We start from the raw sequence: 23,276 nt of genomic DNA, 5'->3' as shown, positions 1-23,276 counted from the left end.
TCATAGTAATACCGGGGTCCATTTCTTACAATGTATACTCATTCCTTTATATAAATGCTACACTGGCATTTTAAAAAACTCCTCGGGCGAGGAGTCTGGGAGAAAATGTATTCATGCTTTTGCCGTGTATTAGGGGTGGGGCTTGCGTTTCTATTTGCATATCACAACTATCGTCCTATAAAGGAAATAAGGGATATGGTTATGCAAGATGATAATGGGACTCAAAAACAATTTCAAAATGAATTGGATTATATAAAATCATCTGTTATACACACTTTAGAGCACCAGGATAGGCTAAACGATTTTATCAGTATGCAGCTACCTATAATGCGCTCTGAATATCTGGGAAAACTTTTAAAGGGATATGCGGGAGATATTGATATGGATGAAGATACCCTTAAATTCATGCAGCTAGAATTTGTATCAGATGAATTTTTAGTATTGATGGCTGAGATAAGCGAGAATAGCAGTTTTTTTACTAGTTTGACGGAAAAGGAGTGGGTACTAGCTAGGTTTGTATTAGAGAATATCGGATCAGAGATTATAGATAAGAGTTATAAACAACAATTTGTGGAACTGCAGCGTAATAGAGTGGCATTTATAGTAAATTTGCCCCAAGATACAAAACCGGAAGTTGCGAATAATGAGATTAGGCAAGTTGTAACGCTCTTTATGCATGTATTATGTGACAAATGCAATATGATAGTTACTTTAGGCATAAGCGAAATCCATAAGGGTATTTTTAAAATAAGAGAGTGTTATGATGAAGCTTTAAAGTCACTTGAGCATAGTAGACTTTTAGGAAAAGGAAATGCAATTTTTTTGAAGAGCTTACCTTCAAGGATGATTATTATTATCCAATAGAAATGGAGGTACGGCTTATTAATGTACTTCGTTCAGGAGATTATGAGGAAGCAGAGGATATTATAGATAACTTGTTTGATATTAATTTTAAATCAAGGAATATCGGCTTTGAAACAGGTAGATATTTCATAATAGATATGTTAAGCACCCTTATGAAGGTCATAAATAATATACAGGCCCAAAATGATGACAAATTTATATCTATGGATGTTTTGGTAGAGAATATTAGAAATTGTGCCACAATTTATTCTATGGAACAGGAGATAAAAAGTATAGTGAAGGATATTTGTAAACTCATAGAAAAAAATCATAAAGGCTCAGGAGAAAAGTTAATAGACGAGGTGATTGAATATATTCAAGAAAATTATAGTGAAAATTGGCTTGGCCTTTCCTCAATTGCTGATCAGTTTAATGTCACCCCACAATATCTATCTAGCTTATTTAAAAAATGTCGAGGAGAGAATTTAAAAGATTATATATCAAAGATTAGAGTTGAAAAGGCAAAAGAACTACTTGAATCTACAGATCTTACAATCACTGAAATTGCTGAAAGATTAGGATATGCTAATGATATGGGAATTACTAGAATATTTAAAAAACATGAAGGCATAACCCCTGGAACATACAGAGAACAGGTAAGGCCCTAAGTAATATATTAAGAATTGAGTGCTTATATTAATGTTTGATGGTTATAAAAAAGTTAATATTTATAGCGATAAAATGCCAATATAAAAAATGATGGTTATATATAAATTCTTATGGTTTACTTGTAAAAGAATATATTTTATACTCAAATTAAAACAAACGCAAATATACATTATGCATATTTCGTTGGAAGATAATCCAGGCAATGATAAAATATGTGAAATATAATAGTTGTAAATTCAACAACAAATACAAAAAAGATTAATTAATTAAATAGAATAATAGATATTTTCTAATTGTTTTTATCTATATTTCATATTATACAGATTATATCTCCATATAATTCAAGAACTGTTCTTAAAAGGAGGATTATACATGAAGATTTCTCTATTCAGTTTAGTGCTTAAAGATTTACCATTAGAAGAAGTTATGAAAGTTGCAAGAGAGATTGGATATGAAGGAATTGAACTTTGTGGTCAAGAACCTCATATTTCAACTGAAATATCTATTGAAAGGGCAAAAGAGATTCGCAGGGCACTGGATTATTACGAGTTAGAGGTTCCGTCTATTGGTTCATATATTGGAGGATTTTCTACAAAATCTGATATTGAGTGCAAAAAAGAGTTTGAAGAGTTGGAAAAATTTTTAGACATAATGCCTATCTTAGGATGTAATATGCTAAGAATAGCCCCAGGTGGACCTAATGCATTTTTAGCTACTAAATATCATTACGAAAAATCCCTATACTGGATGGCTAAATGCGCTGATTTAGCTAAAATGCATAATGTAAGAATTGCAATGGAGATACATAATGGCAGTTTAATAGAAACAGTTGAAGCTGCTAAAGCATATGTAGAACAGTTAAATAGGGATAATGTGGGATTGATACATGATGCAGGAAACATGTATATAACTGATACTGATTATGGGATTGAGTCGGTACAAAAATTAGGAGAACAAATCTATCATATCCATGTAAAAGATGAGCTAAGGGTTGAAGAGGATACTTTGCCAGGGGCTTTTCATTCCCGGACTATATATGGTGATGAAATCTTTCAGCAAAAATTCTTAGGTACGGGGGCAGTTGATCATGTGCCTTTATTTAAAGCTTTACTACGAAATGGGTACAATGGCTATATTTCTATTGAATGTCATGTTCCTGTACTAGGTATAGAAAGGGCTAAAAGGGAGTTTGAAGAGGTAAAAAACTTGATAGAAATAGCAAGAGAATCTCTATAATATAAAATTATAAAGATAATGGTGGTATATATGAGTAGCAATATTTACGGGAAATCCGAATATGTATTTTTTTGTTGTGATAATGTGTTTAAGGGTTCTATTCCTTTTAAAATTTATAAATTGGAAGGAAATATGTCTGGTGAAAATTACCATTCACATGAGTATATGCAAATATGGTATGTAGACAAGGGTGTTGTAACTCATTGGTTAGATGGAAAAGCTTATGAAATGGTAAAAGGGGATGCATTTGTTATACCGCCTTATGTTACACATAAAGTATCTACTCAAAATAAAGAAAAGATAAAAATATGGGGATGCGAATTTTCAGCAAAATTTATTAATAGTCAATTTAATGATTTTCAGAGATATAAGGATGTATTTGATTTTACATATCTCCAACCTTTTTTGGTAACTGAGGAGAATATAAAACCTAAGATAAATATATCTATGGAATCCCGTTTGGATGTTGAAAATGCTATGGAAAGTATGCTAAAGGAATATAAAAATCGTAGCAGATATTATGATCATGTTATAAAAGCAGAATTATTAAAGCTTTTAGCTATAATGGCAAGGGAATATTATACATCTTGTGCAAACACAGAATCAGGACAGATTATAGAAAAATACAGGGATAATATTAATGACGTAATAGAATATATTAACCAAAACTTTACAAAAGATATTAAGCTTGATGATGTATGCAAATTATCAGCAATGTCTAAAAGCTACTTTTGTTATATCTTTAAAAATTTAACTAGCAAAACTTTTACGGAATATCTTATTGATTTGCGTATTAATGAGGCCACAGATGAACTTGTTAATACAGATTTACCTATTACAGAAATTTGTTTTAAGGTTGGATTTAATGACGTTACACATTTTTGCAGGACATTCAAAAAAATAGTTGGTAGTACTCCCGGGATGTATAGAAGATCATCAACAATCTATAAGTGAGCTATATGGCTAAGGATGTATAAAGTAAAAACATAGGAGGTATATGATGGAGAAAAAATATGAATTAAACCGAAAAACGGATTTAGCAATGGGGAAAACAGATGTTAATATGGAGAAACGTAAAAATCTAAAAAAGATATCGAAAAATTGGCAGCTATACATACTCCTTCTCCCTGCGTTCTTGTACTTTATAATATTTCACTATATCCCCATGTATGGAGTACAAATTGCGTTTAAGGATTTCATAGCAACTAAAGGCATTTTAGGCAGCCCATGGGTGGGATTGAAACATTTTAGAAATTTTTTTAATACCTATTCTTCAAGGATTGTTATTAAAAATACCATATCAATATCATTATATTCTTTGTTAGCTGGATTTCCTATTCCTATTATTCTTGCTTTATTGCTTAATGAGGTTAAAAATACGAAGTTTAAAAAAGCAGTACAGAATGTAACATATGCACCTCACTTTATATCAACAGTTGTAATGGTAGGTATGATACTAATATTCTTAAGCCCGAATGGTATTATAAACAAACTTAGAGAACTTGTAGGGCTTGATTCAGTAGCATATCTAACTAAAGATTATCTGTTTGATGAGATATATGTTTGGTCAGGTGTGTGGCAAGGTATGGGCTGGGGATCAATAATATACTTAGCTGCATTATCTTGAATAGATCCACAATTACATGAAGCTGCAATAGTTGATGGTGCTTCTAGGGTACAGAGAATATGGCATATAAATTTGCCAGGCATACTACCTACAATAATAATAATGCTTATCATGAATATGGGCAATATAATGAATATTGGATTTGAAAAAATATATTTAATGCAGAATCCATTCAATCTAGAATATTCTGAAGTTATTTCGACCTATGTTTATAAAGTGGGATTGTTAGATGCAAAATATAGCTTTTCAGCAGCGGTCAACCTTTTTAACACTATAATCAACCTGGCTCTCCTGATCACAGTAAATAAAATTTCAAAGAGGGTAAGCGATGTATATTTGTGGTAGCAAAACGACAATAAAATAAAGTTGGGAGGAATATATGATGGCGGTTATTAAGGAAACAAAGGGAGATAAGATATTCAATGTAATTAACTATATAATATTAACTATTATTTTATTAATAACATTTTATCCATTGTTATTCGTTGTTATTGCATCAATTAGCAATCCGGATATGATAAACTCGGGGCAAGTTGTCTTATTACCTAAAGATATATCTTTTGATGGTTATAAGCGTATATTTCAAGATCCTCGCATATTAAGTGGCTATAAGAACACGATTATATATACAGTATTTGGGACTTTGCTCAACTTAGCAGTAACCATACCTGCTGCTTATGCATTATCACGGAAAGACTTAGTAGGAAGAAATATTATTACTATAATATTTATGATAACTATGTTTTTTAGTGGTGGTTTGATACCTACATTTCTTCTCATGAAAAGGCTCCATCTTTTAAACACTAGATGGGCTATATTGATCCTTGGAGCAACAAGCATGTGGAATATAGTAATTACAAGGACTTTTTTTGAAAATAATATTCCAGGTGAATTGCAAGAGGCTGCAGAGATAGATGGATGTTCTGATTTTAAAATATTCTTTTCAATAATACTGCCCCTTTCTTCACCTATTATTGCGGTAATGACACTTTTCTTCGGAGTAGCCCATTGGAACAACTATTTCAAAGCTTTGATATATCTGTCAGATAAAAAACTGTTTCCTCTCCAGATAATTTTGAGGGAAATATTAGTGAAAAGTGAGTTTGATGCCCAGATGCTTCTTATAGGTTCTCATGATACAGGTACACTGATGGATGAACTGAGGGCTGCTGAACAAATAAAATATGCTTTAATCATTATTGCCACCTTGCCTGTTATGTTGGCCTATCCTTTTGTACAAAAGTATTTTGTAAAAGGCGTTATGGTAGGTGCAATAAAAGGATAAGCATTTCATATTTCATAGAAGGATATGAAAGGGGGAATGTAAAATCCACTTTTTAAGATCTAATGCTTGCCAAAGTGATTTTTTAAAAATGATAGACAATAAGGAGGAAATAAAGTAATGAAGAAAAAGATAATTAGTTTAATGTTGGTCATCTTTATGATCTCATCCCTTTTTATAGGTTGTGGTAAACAGGAAGAGAAGGATACATCAAAGGACAAATCGGATGAAGTAGTAGATAAGAATGACAAAGAAGATAAAAAAGAGACTTATAAATGGATTGATCCAGTAACAAACTTTCAAACTCTCCGTGATGAAGTGAAGATAACTTTAGATACAGGATTGCCGGCCTATTTAAACTTTATGCCATATCCTGCAGATTTTCCCCTTATGGAAATGAAGGTAAAAGCAGTTCAAAAGCGGCATGAACCGTACATGGTGCAGAGATTTCCCACTACTGTAAGATATACGGATACAGAGATGGAACGTGTAACTTTGTTAGAAACTGATATAAAGAACTATGTAGAACAAATGATTGTAAAATTCATAACAGGTGATGAAACTATAGATAACTTTGATAAGTTTGTTAAGACATTAAATGAAATTGAGCTTGAAGAGCTTCTAAAACTTAAACAAGGTGCTTATGATAGATGGGCTAAAAAATAAAAATGATTTCATAGAGAGATATGATCGAATTTTCATGGGGAGAACCATAATAGGTTTTCCCTATGATTGCGTTTAAGGAAAAAATAGATTGAATTAATAGTTATTGTTAGAATTCAATAATTTATTAGATAAAAGTCCAAGATTTATATATAATAAATTATATATAATAGTAACAAGCTTAATGATATTATATAAAGTATTTATGTTTTGGGGGATTAACGCTATGAAAATTTCTTTGTTTAGTTTGCTGTTAAGCCATCTTTCATTGGAAGAGGCTATAGTCTTATGTAAGGAAATAGGATATGATGGTATAGAGTTATGGGGGAAAGAACCCCATATTTCAGCTGATACTCCCATGTCAAGGGTAAAACAAATAAGGACACTACTTGATGATAATGAAATAGATTTAGTGGCAATAGGTTCTTATTTAGGAGGCTTTTCTACTAAATCAGATATGGAATGTCAGAGGGAATTTGAACAATTGGAAAAATATCTTGATATTATGCAAGTATTAAAATGCAATATGATAAGGGTATCTCCAGGAGGACCCAATGGGTTTTTAGCTCATAAATACCATTATGAAAAATCACTTTATTGGATGGCTAAATGTGCTGATTTAGCTAAGAAATATAATGTAAGGCTAGTTATGGAGATACATAATGGCAGCTTAATAGAAACAGTTGATGCTGCTAAAGCATATGTGGAACAATTAAATAGGGACAATGTAGGATTGATACATGATGCAGGGAATATGTATATAACCGATACGGATTTTGGTAAAGAGTCGGTTGATACTTTGGGCAATAAGATATTTCATGTGCATGTAAAGGATGAAATCAGGATAAATGATGATAGTCTTCCAGGAGCATTTCACTCACAAACTATATACGGTGATGAAATTTTTCAGCAAAAGTTTTTAGGAGAAGGGGCTGTTGATCATATACCATTGCTTACTGCTTTGTTGGAAAATAAATATGATGGATATTTGTCAATAGAATGTCATGCAGCTGCTTCAGGTGAAGAAAGGGCAAAGAGAGAGTTTGTGGCTATAAACAAACTGATAGAAGCAGCAAAAAACAAAACAAATAAATGATGGTGATTTATATGCATAAAGGGCATGCCAACATAAAAAATTTTATAAGAAGTGAAAATAATTTTAAAGGATCTATCCCATTTAAAGTATATAAAATGGAGAGCTGGTTTTCTGGTGAAACATATCATTCCCATGAATATATGCAGATATGGTATGTATACAAGGGGGTGGTGTTTCATTGGATCAATGGCACTTGTCATGAAATGGCTAAAGGGGATGTTTTCGTTGTACCTCCGTATGTCATTCATAGGATAAGTGCTAGGGATTTAGATGATGTAATAATAATGGGCTGTGAATTCTCTGCCAGGTTTATAAACAGTCAATTTGATGATTTTGAGAAATATAAGGATATATTTGACTTTGCGTATTTACAGCCTTTTTTAGTAGAGGATACAAAAATAAAGGCTAAGGTAACTCTGACAGTAGATTCCCAAATACAAGTAGAGAATATAATGAACAACATGCTTACGGAGTATAAAACTCAGGACAACTATTATGATCATATAATAAAGGCAGAACTATTGAAGTTATTATCAATTATTGCTAGAGAGTACGGTAATTCAAAAAGGAATAAGGAATCTAAAAGTGTAGTTGAAAAATATAGAAATAATGTAAGTAAGGCCATCAAATATATAGATCAGAATTTTTACAAGGATTTAAAATTGGATGATGCATGTAAACAGGCTATGATGTCTAAAAGTTATTTTTGTTATATATTCAAGATTATGACTCAAAAAACATTTACAGAATATTTGGTAGATATGAGAATAAAAAAAGCAATGGATTTGCTTGTAAATACCGATTTATCTATTACAAACATTTCATATAACGTGGGTTTCAATGATTCTGCTTATTTTTGTAGAGTATTTAAGAAGGTAGTGGGAGTTTCACCTAAATATTATAAAAAAATTATGTTAGATGAAAATGGAGAAATGTAAAACGGTTTATAAATTTATTAATAATTAAAAAAGAGAAGAGGGGAGATATGTTTAAAAAGGGTGTTATAAGCGATGAAATATCTCAAGACATGAGGGAAGCGGCAGAGCTTGCATATCGTTACAAGTTAGATGGAGTGGAGATTCGTTCAGTATGGGAGAAAGGGCCACATGAATTGACTGACAAGGATATAAAGGAAATAAAGACTATTTTGTCTGATTATAATTTAGATGTATGTGGAATTAGTGCCCCATTTTTTAAATGTGATATAGACGACCAAAGGCAGATAGATGAGCACATAGAAATATTAAAACGCTGTATAGATCTATCCTATAAATTGGATGTAAAGTTTATAAGGGGATTTACGTTTTGGAGCAAAGGGGATTTTAACAGTTATTTTGATAGAATAGTTTCTAAGTTTGAAACCCCCATAGAATTATTGAGTAAGAATGGAAAGTTTTTGGTGCTAGAATTTGACCCTAGTGTATTTGCTACTAATGCGCAAAAGTTGGTGCAGGTTATAAAAGCAATAGATTCCCCATTCGTGAAGGGTCTTTGGGATCCAGGTAATGATATATATGACCCAGATGGGGAACGACCATTCCCCGATGGATATAATATTATAAAAGATCATATGGTGCATATGCACTTAAAAGATGCTAAAAAACTTCCAGATGGAAAGGTTGTCTCTACTCCTATAGGCTTAGGGGAAGTGGAGTATGAAGAGCATTTTTCCAAATTGATCGAAGATAGATACGAAGGGTATGTGGTATTGGAAACCCATTATCGTCCCAAACACGATTTAAGTGAAGCACTTCTTGCACTTCCAAAGGGGTCTGCTTTTTCGTATTTAGGCTATGAAGCTTCAGAAGATTCTCTTAAAAGATGGCAAAAAATAATGGATAAAATTATATAAAATATAATTAAATAAAAATAATAAGATAATACAATATTATAGGATAATAGTAAAAGATATATACTATGTTAAATACTATACTATCAAATATTAAAGTTTCTCATTAAAACTATATTTCAAGGAGGGAATATAAGGTGTTTAGAATAGGTATATTAGGATCTGATAATAGCCATGCTGAGATCTTTTCAAAGATTATCAATTTTCCTGATCCTGTTACAGGCGAATATGTATATCCAGATTGTAAAGTTGTAGGTATATTTGGATTAGAAAAAGAACGTACAGAGCAGGTCGCGAGGGATGGAGGTATAGAATTTATATCAAAAACCCCTAAAGATCTCATGGGTAAAGTAGATGCAGTAATGACGGTGTTTCGCCACGGAGATCTACATCTTCCCTATGCACTACCTTTTATCGAGGCAGGTATTCCTACATGGATAGATAAACCATTTACCGTAAAAACGGAAGATGCGAGGCGTATTATAGAGATAGCAAGGAAGAGAGGTACTCTAATAGATGGTGGTTCTACTACAAAGCATACCTATGATACCTTAATGCTTAAGCAGGAAGTGCAGGAAGGTAGTCGTATTGGCAGGGTGAAGACAGCAGTATTAAATTTCCCTGCAGATGTAGATAGCGAATATGCAGGGATCCATTTCTATGGGCCACATCTTACGGAAATAACCCTTGCAACTTTTGGCTATAATCCGAAATCTGTTATAGCTAGTATGACAGGGGATTGTGTAACAGCCATATTGAAATATGATAATTATCAGGTAATCATGAATTTTATAAAAGGACATAATGAATATTATGCCATATTATATGGAGAAAAAGGTACAATTATAAGGGAGATAGATATAAGCATTACCTATAAGCACGGGTTGGAAAAATTTATAAATATGCTTAGAACAAACAAGATGCCAATGACCTTTGAACAACTTTATGCGCCTGTAGAAGTACTAAACTCTATAGAAGAGGCATACAAAACCAATAAAGAAGTAAAGATAAAAAGTCTATAAGTTCAAAAGTAGAGGCACTGCTAGACACATTATTATGTGAAGGTGGTATATTTATGGATAGGATTTTCTTAAATGGGTGCATACATACTATGGATAAATATGATACTGTAGCTCAAGCTATGTCAATTTCAGGAGATACTATAACACGCATTGGTTCTAATGAAGAGGTGCTCAAGAACAATAACGATAACGCTGAAATTGTGGATCTCCATGGGAAAACGGTTATTCCAGGATTAATTGATAGCCACACCCACATACTATGGGCAGCAACAAGTGAACTAAATGGGGAACTTTTTATTCCCCAATCTATAGAAGAACTGTTGGATTATGTCCGTGAAAGGACAAAAGAATTACCTGAAGGCCAATGGATACACCTAAGAAACACCTATCCTACTCGCTTAAAGGAGTATAGATATCCTACTATAGAAGAGCTAGATAAGGTTTCCCCAAGGCATCCTGTGTTTGTAGATGGTGCCTATGCAGGGCGAGCAAATAGTTATGCATTAAAAAAAGCAGGGATATGTAAGAATACTCCCGCCTCTGCCATGATCCCTGCCATTAAGCGTTGTCTAAAAGAGAGGCCTATGAGTATACAAGAGTATAAGCAGGGTATTAAAAATATACAGACAGAATATAATAGGTTGGGTATTACTAGCGTAATAGATGGCATATCCGATTTGGTAGGGGTACAGGCAATAAACGAGCTTTATGATGAAGGACAGCTAAATGTGCGCATTGTATTTTCTAAGGTGGTATCGCAAGCCAAAGGAGCTTGTGATGATATGAAGACTTTTAAATCCCATATATCCCTGCCACATAAATGGGGTAAGCTATCATTTTTAAAGGTTATGATAGATGGAGGTATACTAACTGGCACATCTTATATGCGCCGCCCCTACAATGATAAAATAGGCATATTTGATATGCCAGAAGGATTTAGAGGTATTATAAACCACGATGTAAAAGAATTAATAGAATTTATAGATGTGGCATATAATGAAGGATATCAAATGAGTGCCCATTCTATTGGTGATGGGGCATTGGATGTGCTTTTAAGTGCATATATGGAATATGGCAGAAAGCGGGATATGACAGATAGACGATTTAGCATAATACATGGAGATTTTACAGATGATTTGACACTAAACACCATAAAGGCGCTAAATCTCATTTTATTATTTCAACCAGCTTGGCATTTTAAGGATGCTAATATCTTGAGTAAGTTATTGGATCATGAAACAATGGAAAGTTTCTTACCATATGCCAAATACGTGGATAAAGGCATATATGCAGCGGCAGGAAGTGATCATATGGTAAAATATCATCCACTATTATCACAAAATCCATACCATCCTTTCTGGGCCCTTTATAATATGATTACCCGAAATACTATAGATGGAAGAGTAATAGGGGGGGAGCAGTCCATAGATAGGAAAGAAGCACTTAAATTTTATACATGGTATGGAGCATATGCTTCGTTTGACGAGGACAAAAAGGGTAGTCTGGAAACTGGAAAACTTGCTGATTTTGCTATATTATCAAAGGATTATTTCACCTGCCCGGTAGATGATATACCTAAAATTAAATCTTTATTTACTGTAGTAGGTGGGAATATAGTAATTGACACTATAAAATGCATATAGTATAATAATCATAACTAAATAGTTACTTATTTTTATTCGAAGGTGATATATATGGCATCAGGTAGACAAAGGGATTCTCAAAAAACCAAAGCAGATATACTAAAGGCAGCAGAATTGGAATTTGCGGAAAAGGGTATATATGGAGCAAGAATAGATGAAATTGCCAGTAAGGCTAATATAAATAAGCGTATGATATATGAGTACTTTGGCAACAAAGAAGAGTTGTACAGGACAGTGCTTGTAGAGGCTTATAAACGCTTGGGAGATAGGGAGACTATTCTTTTATCTGAAGATATGGACTGTATAGAGGCAATAAGGCGTGTAATAAAGCTAGAATTTGAATATCTTAGTGATAACCCCACATATGTTAAATTAATATTATGGGAAAACTTAAACTATGGGTCCTACATAAAAGATATAGATTTTACCGATATAAAAAGTCCTACTTTTATAATGCTCAAAAAGGTAATGCAGACTGGCAAGGAGCAAGGAATATTAAAGGAAGAGGTAGATGAGGATCAACTTATTCTATCAATATTGACATTTACTTTTTCATATTTTTCTAATAGATATACATTATCAAAGCTTTTATCAACAAGACTAGACGATGGGGCAAGCTTACAAAAGCGTATGGAGCATGTCACCGATATGGTTTTAGCCTATATTTGCAAGTAAACTTATATAATATTTAATAATAATTTAAGCTTAAAGATTTATTAAGGGTGGTATTGCCTTTAATAAATTATATACATAAGTAACTAACTAGTTATTTACTATACCATTTCATAAAGGGGTGTATTGAGAAAATGGACAAAAAGGTAAAGGTGCTCATAATAGGAGCTGCATTTAGTGCCGACTTACATATGGATGGCTACGATAGATGTCGGGATATAGCAGAAGTAGTAGCCATATGCGATAAGGATCTATCCAAGGCAAAAGCCCTAGCAAATCGTTATGGGCTAAAGGATTACGAGGCATATGATGACTATGAAAAAGCAATAGATCATGTGGAATGTGATGTAGTGGATATATGTCTTCCAAATTTTTTGCATCATGACGTTGCATTGAAGGCATTCTCAAAGGGATGTCATGTGATATCTGAAAAGCCTTTGTCTACAAAAGTGGAGTATGCAGAAGAAATGATTCATGCAGCTAAAGAGGCTGGTAAGAGATTGTACTATGCAGAGGATTGGTTATTTGCTCCAGCCCTTATAAAAGCGCTAGAAATTATAGAAGAAGGTGCTATTGGCGATATGGTCTATATGCGCGCTAGAGAATGTCATAGCGGCTCCCATTCTCCCTTTGCTCAAACTATAGAATACTGTGGCGGTGGCTGCATGGTGCACCTTGGTATTCATCCGGTGGCATTTGCATTGGCGCTTAAGGATAACAAATGGACAGAGCTTGTTGGTGTAACATCGGGAGGTGGAAATTCGAATCTTATCCATAAGGGTATGGAGGGCGAGGATTGGAGTGCTAGTGTTATAAAATTTGAAGATGGTACATCTGCACTTTTAGAGTCCAACTACGTAACTGCAGGTGGTATGGAAGATATTATTGAGTTTTATGGTACTAAAGGTAGATTGCATGTCGACCTTACCATGTCATCTGCTGTAACCTGTTTTTCCATACCTGGAGTTAGTTACACCGTAGAAAAGGCTGAAATAACTACTGGATGGTCAAAACCGGCTGTAGATGAGAAATTTAATCTTGGCTATGTAAACGAGATAAGACATTTTATGGAATGTATACTAGAGGATCGAGACGCAAAGGTAGGTTTAAGGGGAGTAGACGGACTAGAGGCTCTAAAGGTAGTAAATCTTATATATAAATCTTCTGTCGAAGGCAAAAAGATTCAAAATGAAGCCCTATAAAAGGAGATGAAAAGGATGATAGATTTTTGTGGTATAGAGTTAAAAAATCCTATAGTAATTGCATCTAGTCCATTAACCAGCAAAATAGAATGGCTGATTGAAGCTGAGAAACATGGTGCAGCAGCGGTTAGTACAAAGCTGGCATTTATCAAACAACCGTTCTACGGAAAACTGAGGATGCATACCTATCGCAATAATAGCAGTATTATTTGTTATGACAGACGCAAGGATATGGAGGAGAGTTTAAGACTTATAGAACAAGGGAAAAAAATGACCAGTCTTAAGCTGTTTGCAAATATAACACATGACGGGTACGACCTTGATGGTTGGGCTTTTTTGGCTAAAAAGCACGAAGAAGCAGGAGCTGATTTCATAGAAGCAAATATGGTATGTCCCAATGTTGGGCTATCTACAAAAAACATAAAGGGTTCTAATGCCTTAAGTGAGACAGAGCAGGGTGGAGCAGTTACTGGACAGAACCCTGAGCGTATTGAGAGTATTGTAAAGGTGCTTAAAGAAACTGTAAATATACCTGTGATAGTAAAACTCACTCCCAATGTGTCAGATATTGGTGTTACTGCCATGGCAGCTCAACGGGGGGGAGCAGATGCAGTATGTTTGGCGGGAGCTCAGTCTGCTCTACCTTTAGTAGATATATATGACGGTGGGAGGCCTAAATATCATCTGCTAAACGGGGTGTCACATGGGAGCTTAGGTGGCCCTTCTACCAAACTTATGTGTTTTTCTTTAGTAGCTAATATGGCTAAGAAGATAGATATCCCCATAATAGGAGGAGGAGGGCTGGAGACAGCAGATGATTGTCTGATGATGATGATGTGGGGAGCTCGGTTGATAACCGAGTGCACGTCTATAATGTGGTACGGTTGGGATTTGGTATCTAAACAGGTAAAAGGTATGGAAATATATATGGAGAAGATGGGATATACGAGCTATGACGATATAATAGGCATGTCGCTTAAATATCTTCGTTCATCTAGCGAACTTGAGGCTTTAGATGGCTGGCCGGTTGTTGACAGGGATAAATGCATAGGATGTGGTAAATGCACAAAACCGGGACATTGTGATGCTATAGAACTTATAGATAAAAAAGCGGTTGTGCATCCTAAACGCTGTCTAGGCTGTGGAATATGCATATCCGTATGCCCTACAGGTGCTATCTCCATGCATATAGAAAATAGTCAAAAATAAGGGGGAATACAAATGTCAAAGAAAAAAATACTTGTAACTCCAAAGTCATTTTCTAAGGCCAGAGACAAGGCTTATGAGCTTTTAAAGGATATAGATGCGGAAATAATGGAAAACAATACTGGGCGTACCTATACTGAGGAAGAAATGGAGAATTTATGTAAAGATGTAGACGGGGTTATCGTTGGAATAGATCCTATGAATGAGAGAGTACTCAGAAGTGCAAGGCACTTAAAGGCCATTTCCAAGTATGGGGCAGGTCTAGACAATATAGATTTAAATACAGCTCAAGAGATGGGGATAAAGGTGGATAGGGCAGTGGCTACAAATGCCACTTCAGTAGCTGAGTTGGCAGTAGGATTTATGTTTACCATGTCAAGATACATAGTACCATCAGCAATATGTGTAAAACAAGGTGGTTGGGATAGGAGCATAGGGCGGGAACTTACTGATAAGACTGTAGGCATAGTAGGATTAGGGGCTATAGGGCGGGAGGTTGCCCGTATGACCCAAGGTTTAGGCATGAAAATACTTGCCTATGATCCATATTTTAATGACAAGCGGACAATAGAGAAATATGATATATCGATGGTAGACCTGGAAGAACTGTTTAAAAAGTCCGATTTTATAACACTACATTCTCCTTTAACCGATGAAACGGAGAATATGATTAATAAGGAAACCCTATCTATGATGAAGCATACTGCATATTTAATCAATACCTCTAGGGGAGGTTTGATAAATGAAGAGGATCTTTATAATGCTTTAGTAGTGGGGACTATTGCAGGAGCAGCTCAAGATGTCTTTTCCAAAGAGCCTGCAGGCAATCATAAATTACTAAGTTTGGATAATTTTATATTAACGCCACATATAGGCGCTTTTACAAAAGAAGCGACTGAAAGAATGGTGGTACAGTCTACTAAAAATCTCATAAATATGCTAGAATAGCGTTAGCACTAGCAGGATACAAAAATAAAAGGAGGAAGTTGGGTTGAGCACTATAAAAGAATTTAAAGCGGATAAATTACATGTTAAGGTATATGGCGATAGGGAAGGTATGGGCAGAGGAGCCGCAAATGATGCTGCTTGTGTAATAAAAAAGCTATTAAATGAAAAGGATGATGTAAATATAATATTTGCAGCAGCACCTTCCCAGAATGAATTTCTAGAAGCTTTGATGTTGGATAATGATATAGAATGGGGTAGGATAAATGCATTTCATATGGATGAATACATTGGACTTCCTGCTGATGCACCTCAAGGATTTGGAAACTTCTTAAAAGAGAGAATATTTGATAGGGTACCATTTAAATCTATAACTTATTTAAACGGTAATGCGACTGATATTGAGGAAGAGTGCATCCGGTATACAAAACTATTAAAGGATAATCCTGTGGATATAGTTTGTATGGGAATAGGGGAAAATGGACATATTGCCTTCAATGACCCCCATGTAGCATTCTTCAATGACGATAAATGGGTTAAAGTAGTAGATCTTGATTTGAAATGTAGAAATCAGCAGGTGCATGATGGTTGTTTTGCCAATTTGGATGCAGTGCCTACCCATGCCTTGACCCTTACCATACCGGCACTTTTGTCAGCAGAACATATCTTTTGTGTAGTGCCTGCGATAACCAAGGCTGAAGCTGTAAAAAATACGGTAAATGGACCTATAACAGAGCAATGTCCTGCTTCTATATTACGGAATCATGAAAATGCAGTATTATATGTAGATAAGGATAGTGGAAAATATATTCTTTAATTATTTTATATATTAGGGATGGGATAGGTATATCTTGTCCCTATAATTATATCCATTGAAGTAAAAGAAGAATACATATGTAAATACAATTTGGCCAAGTTATAACGCAACTTTTAGTAATGATGTTTATAATAGTAGTAGTTATAGTGGCCAAAAAATTTAAAATTTTAGATGAATACGGAGACAGGATAGTTTCCTCTTTGGTAATAAATATAACTACTCTCGCCCTTATAATATCTACCATGTCTATAGATCTGGATAGTCGCATTGCAAAAGGATATAGATGAAGAAAAAAGGATTATATATAGATTTTGCACTATCTTTGGGAATGCAAGTTTTTTAGGATTTCCTTGGAGGATTAATCTAAGACATAGAGCTTTATTGAGCTGTTTATATATAGAATAAGTAACAAAAATGATATATAATATCCCTGTATAGCAGCAATAAATAGAGGAAGGTGTGAATGACAATGTTAATAGGGGATAATTCTTTAGTATTATTTCAAGGGGATAGTGTAACTGATGCAGGACGTACGGCTGTAAATGAAGAAAATTTAGGTATGGGGTATCCATTCTTTATTTCAGGATTATTTTCTGCATTATATCCAGAAAAACATGTGAAATTTATAAATAGGGGTGTAAGCGGAGATAGAACCATCAATTTAAAAAACAGATGGCAGGAAGATACCATAGATTTAAAACCCGATGTTTTATCCATACTCATAGGCATAAACGATTGCTGGAGGAGATATGACAGTAATGATCCCACATCTGTAGAAAAGTTTGAGGAAAATTATCGATATATACTCGATGAAACAAAGGAAAAAACAGATGCTAAAATTATAATGTGTGAACCATTTGTATTGCCGTCATTGCCTGACAGAAAGGAATGGCGAGTGGATTTGGATCCTAAGATACATATAGTAAGGGATCTTGCTAGGGAATATGGGGCTATTCTAGTTCCACTAGATGGTGTTTTTGCCCAGGCTGCTTCTCTAAGGAAACCGGAGTTTTGGACCCCTGATGGTGTTCATCCTTCACCTGCAGGACATGCCCTTATAGCTAGAGTATGGTTAGATGCAGTGGGAGCAAAACTATAATTGCTATCTAAGTTTGTATAAAATGTTTAGTTATTTGTAATAAAGTCCAATAATAAATCTCTCCTGATGTCTATAATAATAGTATAATCAAATAACCACATGATAAGGGGGAGTAAAATGAGTAAGAAATATAATTTTGCTATTATTGGATGTGGAGTTATTGCAAATACGCATGGAAATGTTATAAATGCCATTGAAAGGGCTAATTTATACGCAGTATGCGATATAATTAAAGATAAGGCAGATGAATTTGCAAAAAAATATAATGCGGATAATGTGTATTATGACTATATGGAAATGCTTCAGGATCCTAATATAGACATAGTCTGCATATGTACACCTAGCGGCATGCATGGCGAAATGGCAGTAAATGTGGCCAATGCAGGAAAGCATATTGTATGTGAAAAGCCAATAGAGATTACTACTGAAAAAATAAAACCAATTATTGAAGCAGTAAAGAGAAACAACATAAAATTTCAGTCTATATTCCAGAGACGTACCATGCCGGCAGCTATTGCTACTAAAAAGCTAATAGAAGAGGGCAAGTTAGGTAAAATTGTAATGGCTAATGCATACCTTAAATATTATAGGGATCAGGCATATTATGATAGTGCAGGCTGGAGAGGTACATGGGAGCTTGACGGTGGTGGAGCCCTTATGAACCAAGGGGTACATGGCATAGATCTGCTTCAATGGATGGTGGGTCAAAAGGTAACCTCAATATTCGGAAGAGCTGATCACTTGTCTAGAAATATAGAGGTAGAGGATACCGCAGTGGCTCTTTTACAATTTGAAGGTGGAGGATATGGGGTTATAGAAGGGGCAACCACTTGTTATCCCGGATTGGATACTACATTTGCGATACATGGAGAAAAGGGTACTATTATATTTTCCGATAGTGGTATAGAAAGATGGGATTTTATTGATGAAGATATTCCAAGGCCCGATGCTGGTGAAAAGATAGGCGGTGCTACAGGGGCTACACATATTTCAAGTGGTGGACACTATATATTATTAAATGACTTGATAGATGCAATAGAAAATGACAGGCAGCCTATGATTCCACCGGAAGAAGGTAAAGTGGCAGTAGAGATAATAAACTCTATATATAGATCGGAACGGGAGAAAAAAGAGGTATACCTATGAAAATATTTACAAATGGCAATATAATTATGGAGGATAGGGTTTTAAAAGGATATAATGTTGCCATTGATGGTAGTAAAATAGTAGATATATATAAGGATAAGGTAAAGTCCTATTCCGGAGAAGTGATAGATGTAAAAGGCAATTTTATATCCCCAGGCTTTATAGATATACATGTCCATGGCGGGGGTGAAGGGGATTTTTTGGATGGAGATGTGCAAGAAATAAAGGATATATTAAATATCCACACGTTTCACGGTACTACCGGTATATATCCAACTACCTTGGCTTGTGAGGACGAAGAGGTATATTCTGCCTTAGAAATCATAAATAGTTTTATGAACCGAAGTGAGGCGGGAGCCGAGGTGTTAGGTGTACATCTAGAAGGACCCTATCTTGCCATGACTCAGAGGGGTGCACAGGATCCTAAATATATAAAATATCCTGTACCTGATGAGTACATGAGTATGTTTGAATCTAACGATATAATAAAGAGGGTTACCTATGCACCGGAGTTGCCTTATGGGATGGCATTTACTGATTATTTAGTTTCAAAGGGTATACTACCATCCATTGGGCATTCAGATGCAGAATATAAAGAAGTGCTGGAAGCTTATAACCATGGCGCTACGCATGTAACACATCTATATTCGGGCATGCAGGGTGTCCACAGGGTAAGTGCATACAGAAAGCTTGGTGTAGTAGAGAGTTCCTATCTAATAGATGGTATGACGGTAGAGATAATAGCCGATGGTAAACATCTGCCAATAGAGCTTTTACAGCTTATATATAAGATAAAGGGTGCGGATAAAATAGCATTAATAACGGATGCCATGCGGGCAGCCGGTAGGCTAGAAGGGGAATCCATACTTGGCAGCAAAAAGAAGGGACAAAGGGTTATATTAAAGGATGGGGTCGCCTTTATGCCCGATTTTGAGGCGTTTGCCGGTAGTATTGCTACCATGGATCGCTTAATAAGAAATATGTATAATAAGGTGGATGTGGAGATATATAATGCGGTAAAGATGGCGTCATTGACTCCCGCCCGTATCATGGGATGTGATGATCGAAAGGGCAGTATAGAAATTGGCAAAGACGCTGATATAGTTATTTTTAACACTGATATAGACATATTATATGTAATGACCAGAGGTGAGACATTTTTGAATAAACTACCCCTCTGATATTTCCAACCACTTTTCATAGGTGTCGTCTAGTTGGGATTTTAAACCACTATATTCTTGGTTTATTTCAAGCATTTTTTCCGGATTATCATATAGTTCAGGCTGGCACAGAATTTGTTCTATGTCAGCTATTTTATTTTCTAGTTCATCTATGTGTTTTTCCAGTTCACTTATTTGTTCCTTTATAAGGGCTTTTTTGCGTCTTTTTTCCCTATCCTGTTTTTGGGCTTGCTTTTGTGCTGTTCTAGTCTCATTTTTTTTCTGCTCTTTTTGTGATTCCAAGAGGGCTTCTTCTTTTTTCTTACCTATATAATACTCATAGTTGCCAGGACATTCTTCGAAGCCATCATTCGACATTACGATTATTCTATCTATGATCTTATTTAAGAAGTATCTATCGTGAGATACTACGAGTATGGTACCAGGATATTCAGCCAGGGCCTTTTCAAGCACTTCCTTACATTCTAAATCTAGATGATTTGTGGGTTCATCCAATATTAGAAAGTTATCTTTTTTTAAGGCTAGTTTAGTAAGGAGTACCCGTCCTCGTTCACCACCGCTTAAAGCGGATATATTTTTAAATACATCGTCCCCTCGGATCAAAAATGCCGCCAGTGCACTCCTTATCTCAGTTTCAGTCATGTTAGGGGCAGCTTCCCATACTTCTTGTATTACGGTATTTTCAAGATTCAGGCTGGTCTGCTCTTGATCATAATATCCTATGGTCACATTAGAACCGAGTTTTATACTGCCTGAGGATGGATTGAGCCTTCCTAGCACTATTTTAAGGAGTGTAGTTTTTCCTATGCCATTAGGCCCCAATATAGCCACTCTATCACCCTTATTAAGCTGAAACGATAGGTTTTTAAACAGTATGTTTTGTCCAAATTGCATAGATAGATCTTTGGCTATCAGTACCTCATTTCCGGTGCTCTTTAGTATATCGAACGATATGCGCGTGTCCTGACTTTTATAGGGCTTTTCTATCAGCTCCATCTTGTCCAGCATTTTTTGTCTACTCTCAGCAGCACGGATACTTTTCTCCCTGTTAAATGACCTATATTTTTCTATTATAGCCTGTTGTCGCTTTATCTCCTTTTGCTGAAGATTATATTGCTTTAATTGGTTATTCGTAAGCATATCCTTTTTTTGCTTATATTCAGAGTAATTCCCCTCATATAGCTGGGCTTTTCTATTCTCTATTTCCAAAATGCTGTCGCAGATATTATCTAGAAAATATCTATCATGGGATATTAACATAACAGTTCCTCTATAACCCTTTAAATATTCCTCCAGCCATTGCATGGCATCTAGATCCAGATGATTGGTAGGTTCATCAAGGAGAAGCAATTCTGGGTTTAGGAGCAGTAGCTTTGCAAGGGCTACTCTAGTTTTTTGTCCGCCACTTAACTGATATATAGGTTGTTCATATTGCCCAGGATTAAAACCAAGACCGATAAGCACTCCTTTTATACTGCTTTCATAACTATATCCGCCTGCATCTTCAAACTTTTCATAAAGGTTTGCGTATTCTTCCATTATTGCAGGGTGGCCATCTTGCATCTGATGTTCTAATTCCCGAAGTCTTTTTTCCATATCTAGAACAGGGGCATATACCTTCAAAAGCTCTTGCCATATAGTATTATTGGAATCTACCGATGCATTTTGGGGTAGATATCCTATTGATAAATTACTAGAGAAAAATATCTCGCCACCATCGGTAGTGAATTCTCCCGTTATAAGCTTAAACAAGGTAGACTTGCCTGCCCCATTTGGACCTACTATACCAAGTTTTTGTCCTTCATTTATAGAAAAATTTATATCCTCTAATATAACATCAATGCCAAAATATTTACATACTTTACTACATGATAGTATTACCATATCAAACTCTCCAATGAATATATTTTTATTGCTAAGATAATGATAACAAAAAAGAGCTGGATATAAAAGGGGCTTCATGTTTAATTTTAGATTAGATATTGAAGAAGTAATAGAATTTTGTTTCATAAATTGGCTTTATATGGTATAATGATTGCTATATAGTAGTGTTGTATCTTTGTATTCTTGATAGAACAGATAGGAGTATGGTGTAATTATGATTTGCAGCATAAAAAAGCACCAAGTTGACATAACTGCAAAACAGATGGTATTATGAAGAAAATATTGTGAAAAATTTAACTTAAAGAGTTAGGGGGGATACTATGGCAAAGGAGAAAAAAGTATCAGAAGCTGTAATACGCAGATTGCCAAAATATTATAGATATTTAGGGGAAATGAGAGCGATTGGAACAGAGCGAATTTCATCTGGCGAACTTAGTAAGAAGATGGGCCTTACTGCTTCTCAGATAAGGCAGGATTTTAACTGTTTTGGTGGTTTCGGGCAACAGGGATATGGTTATAATGTAGATGAGTTATATTTTGAAATAAAAAAGATATTGGGGCTGCATGAACAATATAATGTAATAATAGTGGGGGCAGGGAATCTTGGTCAGGCTCTTGCAAATTATAGTGGCTTTGAAAAGGAAGGTTTTCATATAAAGGCGTTATTTGACATAAATCCGAGGCTCGTAGGTATAAGTATAAGGGGTATACAGGTAATGGATATAGATGATATGCAAAAATTTATAGAAAAATCGGATATACAGGTAGCTTTTATCTGCACGCCAAAGAAGAAAGCCCAGCAAATAGCCGACAATTTAGCAAAGTGTGGTATAAAGGCCATATGGAACTTTGCTCCAATAGATGTAGTTACACCTAAGGGTACGGTGGTTGAGAATGTACATTTGAGTGACAGTCTATTTACTCTATCGTATCGTATGAATAGTGAAATTGATGAATAGTACGGGATATTAAAAAAATATTAAAACATTTACAGTTATATTATATTTTCGGCAGTCATATTTACTTTTTATCTCGCTTAATCTATTATAAGAGTTATGTTATAAATATTAGACCAGCTAATTAAAGTCAAGTAGTTTTATAAAATAATTTTGAAAGTTTCTTGAGGGTCTTCTTGCAGCAGAAAATTAAAAAATGGCATGGCAATGAGACCACCTAAGGAACATTGATTAAAAA

22 protein-coding genes and 1 pseudogene are annotated in these 23,276 nt (G+C 34.9%); 22 read left to right on the top strand and 1 reads right to left on the bottom strand.

The annotated features are described in order from the left end of the window. The first annotated feature begins 105 nt into the window (after positions 1-105). From EJN67_RS12550 to nagA, 21 genes and pseudogenes are all read left to right on the top strand, one after another. Positions 106-864 (top strand): hypothetical protein, encoded by a 759-nt coding sequence (locus EJN67_RS12550; protein ID WP_129724792.1) that lies wholly within the window; start codon positions 106-108, stop codon positions 862-864. A 2-nt stretch (positions 865-866) separates the two neighbouring features. Then, positions 867-1,511, top strand: coding sequence for an AraC family transcriptional regulator (locus tag EJN67_RS12545; RefSeq protein WP_129724791.1), 645 nt, complete (start codon positions 867-869; stop codon positions 1,509-1,511). Between the two features lie 373 nt (positions 1,512-1,884). Further along, positions 1,885-2,748, top strand: coding sequence for a sugar phosphate isomerase/epimerase family protein (locus EJN67_RS12540; protein WP_129724790.1), 864 nt, complete (start codon positions 1,885-1,887; stop codon positions 2,746-2,748). Between the two features lie 30 nt (positions 2,749-2,778). Further along, positions 2,779-3,702, top strand: coding sequence for an AraC family transcriptional regulator (locus EJN67_RS12535; protein ID WP_165000872.1), 924 nt, complete (start codon positions 2,779-2,781; stop codon positions 3,700-3,702). 88 nt (positions 3,703-3,790) lie between these two features. Further along, positions 3,791-4,720, top strand: a pseudogene (locus EJN67_RS14560) (ABC transporter permease). A 34-nt stretch (positions 4,721-4,754) separates the two neighbouring features. Next, positions 4,755-5,660 (top strand): carbohydrate ABC transporter permease, encoded by a 906-nt coding sequence (locus tag EJN67_RS12525; protein WP_129724786.1) that lies wholly within the window; start codon positions 4,755-4,757, stop codon positions 5,658-5,660. A gap of 117 nt (positions 5,661-5,777) precedes the next feature. Next, positions 5,778-6,323 (top strand): type 2 periplasmic-binding domain-containing protein, encoded by a 546-nt coding sequence (locus EJN67_RS12520; protein WP_129724784.1) that lies wholly within the window; start codon positions 5,778-5,780, stop codon positions 6,321-6,323. Positions 6,324-6,546: 223 nt separating this feature from the next. Then, positions 6,547-7,416, top strand: a complete 870-nt coding sequence (locus EJN67_RS12515) for a sugar phosphate isomerase/epimerase family protein (RefSeq protein ID WP_165000871.1) — start codon at positions 6,547-6,549, stop codon at positions 7,414-7,416. A gap of 11 nt (positions 7,417-7,427) precedes the next feature. After that, a complete protein-coding gene (locus EJN67_RS12510) occupies positions 7,428-8,354 on the top strand; it encodes an AraC family transcriptional regulator (RefSeq protein ID WP_165000870.1) in 927 nt (308 codons plus the stop codon). Positions 8,355-8,401: 47 nt separating this feature from the next. Next, positions 8,402-9,268, top strand: a complete 867-nt coding sequence (locus EJN67_RS12505; protein ID WP_129724778.1) for a sugar phosphate isomerase/epimerase family protein — start codon at positions 8,402-8,404, stop codon at positions 9,266-9,268. 134 nt (positions 9,269-9,402) lie between these two features. Beyond that, positions 9,403-10,287, top strand: coding sequence for a Gfo/Idh/MocA family protein (locus EJN67_RS12500; protein ID WP_165000869.1), 885 nt, complete (start codon positions 9,403-9,405; stop codon positions 10,285-10,287). Between the two features lie 53 nt (positions 10,288-10,340). Beyond that, on the top strand, positions 10,341-11,930 hold the full coding sequence (locus EJN67_RS12495) for an amidohydrolase (RefSeq protein ID WP_129724774.1): 1,590 nt from the start codon (positions 10,341-10,343) through the stop codon (positions 11,928-11,930). Between the two features lie 51 nt (positions 11,931-11,981). After that, positions 11,982-12,605, top strand: coding sequence for a TetR/AcrR family transcriptional regulator (locus EJN67_RS12490; RefSeq protein ID WP_129724772.1), 624 nt, complete (start codon positions 11,982-11,984; stop codon positions 12,603-12,605). A gap of 131 nt (positions 12,606-12,736) precedes the next feature. Next, the gene (locus tag EJN67_RS12485; RefSeq protein WP_129724770.1) at positions 12,737-13,804 is read left to right on the top strand and encodes a Gfo/Idh/MocA family protein; all 1,068 of its coding nucleotides are present in this window, start codon (positions 12,737-12,739) and stop codon (positions 13,802-13,804) included. Positions 13,805-13,819: 15 nt separating this feature from the next. Further along, positions 13,820-15,013, top strand: coding sequence for a 4Fe-4S binding protein (locus tag EJN67_RS12480; protein ID WP_165000868.1), 1,194 nt, complete (start codon positions 13,820-13,822; stop codon positions 15,011-15,013). Between the two features lie 12 nt (positions 15,014-15,025). After that, a complete protein-coding gene (locus EJN67_RS12475) occupies positions 15,026-15,958 on the top strand; it encodes a phosphoglycerate dehydrogenase (protein ID WP_129724767.1) in 933 nt (310 codons plus the stop codon). 109 nt (positions 15,959-16,067) lie between these two features. Then, positions 16,068-16,772 (top strand): glucosamine-6-phosphate deaminase, encoded by a 705-nt coding sequence (locus EJN67_RS12470; RefSeq protein ID WP_129724794.1) that lies wholly within the window; start codon positions 16,068-16,070, stop codon positions 16,770-16,772. Between the two features lie 146 nt (positions 16,773-16,918). Then, the gene (locus tag EJN67_RS14090; RefSeq protein ID WP_165000867.1) at positions 16,919-17,059 is read left to right on the top strand and encodes a hypothetical protein; all 141 of its coding nucleotides are present in this window, start codon (positions 16,919-16,921) and stop codon (positions 17,057-17,059) included. A gap of 182 nt (positions 17,060-17,241) precedes the next feature. Further along, positions 17,242-17,871 carry an SGNH/GDSL hydrolase family protein gene (locus EJN67_RS12465; RefSeq protein ID WP_129724793.1) on the top strand — a complete coding sequence of 210 codons (630 nt, stop codon included), beginning with the start codon at positions 17,242-17,244 and terminating at the stop codon, positions 17,869-17,871. A gap of 117 nt (positions 17,872-17,988) precedes the next feature. Then, positions 17,989-19,017 carry a Gfo/Idh/MocA family protein gene (locus tag EJN67_RS12460; RefSeq protein WP_129724765.1) on the top strand — a complete coding sequence of 343 codons (1,029 nt, stop codon included), beginning with the start codon at positions 17,989-17,991 and terminating at the stop codon, positions 19,015-19,017. Further along, positions 19,014-20,198: an N-acetylglucosamine-6-phosphate deacetylase gene (gene nagA, locus EJN67_RS12455; RefSeq protein ID WP_129724763.1), complete on the top strand. Its 1,185-nt coding sequence runs from the start codon at positions 19,014-19,016 to the stop codon at positions 20,196-20,198. Before EJN67_RS12460 ends, nagA begins: the two co-directional genes overlap by 4 nt. Here the strand turns inward: nagA and abc-f are convergent. Continuing rightward, on the bottom strand, positions 20,187-22,082 hold the full coding sequence (abc-f, locus tag EJN67_RS12450; protein WP_129724761.1) for a ribosomal protection-like ABC-F family protein: 1,896 nt from the start codon (positions 22,080-22,082) through the stop codon (positions 20,187-20,189). The genes nagA and abc-f overlap by 12 nt on opposite strands. Before the next feature lie 320 nt (positions 22,083-22,402). On the opposite strand from abc-f, the gene EJN67_RS12445 reads away from it, so the two are divergent. Then, positions 22,403-23,041 carry a redox-sensing transcriptional repressor Rex gene (locus EJN67_RS12445; protein WP_129724759.1) on the top strand — a complete coding sequence of 213 codons (639 nt, stop codon included), beginning with the start codon at positions 22,403-22,405 and terminating at the stop codon, positions 23,039-23,041. Positions 23,042-23,276 lie beyond the last annotated feature (235 nt).

This window comes from Xylanivirga thermophila (assembly GCF_004138105.1).
GTDB classification, from domain to species: domain Bacteria; phylum Bacillota; class Clostridia; order Caldicoprobacterales; family Xylanivirgaceae; genus Xylanivirga; species Xylanivirga thermophila.
This window is presented reverse-complemented; position numbering and strand designations above follow the sequence as displayed.

Bases quoted from the DNA above. Each gene is read 5' to 3' on its own strand.
- EJN67_RS12485 (WP_129724770.1), top strand. From the start codon at position 12,737: ATGGACAAAAAGGTAAAGGTGCTCATAATAGGAGCTGCATTTAGTGCC.
- EJN67_RS12470 (WP_129724794.1), top strand. From the start codon at position 16,068: ATGGGCAGAGGAGCCGCAAATGATGCTGCTTGTGTAATAAAAAAGCTA.
- EJN67_RS12520 (WP_129724784.1), top strand. From the start codon at position 5,778: ATGAAGAAAAAGATAATTAGTTTAATGTTGGTCATCTTTATGATCTCA.
- EJN67_RS12550 (WP_129724792.1), top strand. From the start codon at position 106: ATGTATTCATGCTTTTGCCGTGTATTAGGGGTGGGGCTTGCGTTTCTA.
- EJN67_RS12475 (WP_129724767.1), top strand. From the start codon at position 15,026: ATGTCAAAGAAAAAAATACTTGTAACTCCAAAGTCATTTTCTAAGGCC.
- EJN67_RS12540 (WP_129724790.1), top strand. From the start codon at position 1,885: ATGAAGATTTCTCTATTCAGTTTAGTGCTTAAAGATTTACCATTAGAA.
- EJN67_RS12465 (WP_129724793.1), top strand. From the start codon at position 17,242: ATGTTAATAGGGGATAATTCTTTAGTATTATTTCAAGGGGATAGTGTA.
- EJN67_RS12510 (WP_165000870.1), top strand. From the start codon at position 7,428: ATGCATAAAGGGCATGCCAACATAAAAAATTTTATAAGAAGTGAAAAT.
- abc-f (WP_129724761.1), bottom strand. From the start codon at position 22,082: ATGGTAATACTATCATGTAGTAAAGTATGTAAATATTTTGGCATTGAT.
- EJN67_RS12535 (WP_165000872.1), top strand. From the start codon at position 2,779: ATGAGTAGCAATATTTACGGGAAATCCGAATATGTATTTTTTTGTTGT.
- EJN67_RS12505 (WP_129724778.1), top strand. From the start codon at position 8,402: ATGTTTAAAAAGGGTGTTATAAGCGATGAAATATCTCAAGACATGAGG.
- EJN67_RS12460 (WP_129724765.1), top strand. From the start codon at position 17,989: ATGAGTAAGAAATATAATTTTGCTATTATTGGATGTGGAGTTATTGCA.
- EJN67_RS12490 (WP_129724772.1), top strand. From the start codon at position 11,982: ATGGCATCAGGTAGACAAAGGGATTCTCAAAAAACCAAAGCAGATATA.
- EJN67_RS12495 (WP_129724774.1), top strand. From the start codon at position 10,341: ATGGATAGGATTTTCTTAAATGGGTGCATACATACTATGGATAAATAT.
- EJN67_RS12445 (WP_129724759.1), top strand. From the start codon at position 22,403: ATGGCAAAGGAGAAAAAAGTATCAGAAGCTGTAATACGCAGATTGCCA.
- nagA (WP_129724763.1), top strand. From the start codon at position 19,014: ATGAAAATATTTACAAATGGCAATATAATTATGGAGGATAGGGTTTTA.
- EJN67_RS12545 (WP_129724791.1), top strand. From the start codon at position 867: ATGGAGGTACGGCTTATTAATGTACTTCGTTCAGGAGATTATGAGGAA.
- EJN67_RS12480 (WP_165000868.1), top strand. From the start codon at position 13,820: ATGATAGATTTTTGTGGTATAGAGTTAAAAAATCCTATAGTAATTGCA.
- EJN67_RS12515 (WP_165000871.1), top strand. From the start codon at position 6,547: ATGAAAATTTCTTTGTTTAGTTTGCTGTTAAGCCATCTTTCATTGGAA.
- EJN67_RS12525 (WP_129724786.1), top strand. From the start codon at position 4,755: ATGATGGCGGTTATTAAGGAAACAAAGGGAGATAAGATATTCAATGTA.